The 747-nt window shown below is 70.0% G+C and carries 1 protein-coding gene; it reads left to right on the top strand.

Annotated features, from left to right (window positions below):
* Positions 1 to 42: 42 nt before the first annotated feature.
* Positions 43 to 747: polyprenol monophosphomannose synthase (locus ABD369_RS40800; protein ID WP_344641689.1), on the top strand; the 705-nt coding region annotated here is incomplete at its 3' end.

The raw sequence follows: 747 nt of genomic DNA on the forward strand, positions 1-747 counted from the left end.
GAGGAGACCCCCAAGGAGAGCACCTTCGCCGATCTCGGCCCGGTGCTGGTGATCATCCCGACCTACAACGAGGTCGAGAACGTCGAGCGGATCGTCTCCCGGGTGCGGACCGCCGTCCCCGAGGTCCACGTCCTGGTGGCCGACGACAACAGCCCCGACGGCACCGGCGAGATCGCCGACAAGCTCGCCGCCGAGGACGACCACGTCCACGTCATGCACCGCAAGGGCAAGGAGGGCCTCGGCGCCGCCTACCTGGCCGGCTTCCACTGGGGCATCGAAGGCGGCTACGACGTCCTGGTCGAGATGGACGCAGACGGCTCGCACCAGCCCGAGGAACTCCCCCGGCTGCTGACCGCCCTGCGCGGCTCCGACCTCGTCCTCGGCTCCCGCTGGGTCCCGGGCGGGAAGATCGTCAACTGGCCCAAGTCCCGCGTGATGCTGTCCCGCGGCGGCTCCACCTACTCCCGCCTGATGCTGAACGTCCCGATCCGCGACGTCACCGGCGGGTACCGCGCCTTCCGCAAGGAGACCCTGCTGGGTCTGGGCATGGACCAGGTCGCCTCGGCCGGCTACTGCTTCCAGGTCGACCTCGCCTGGCGCGCGGTCAAGGCGGGCTTCAAGGTCACCGAGGTCCCGATCACCTTCATCGAGCGCGAGCTGGGCGCCTCCAAGATGAGCCGCAACATCGTCGTCGAGGCCCTGCTGCGGGTCACCGCCTGGGGCGTCGAGACCCGCCTCCAGCAGCTC

Origin of the sequence: Kitasatospora cystarginea (assembly GCF_039533515.1) — a bacterium.
Classification (GTDB): domain Bacteria; phylum Actinomycetota; class Actinomycetes; order Streptomycetales; family Streptomycetaceae; genus Kitasatospora; species Kitasatospora cystarginea.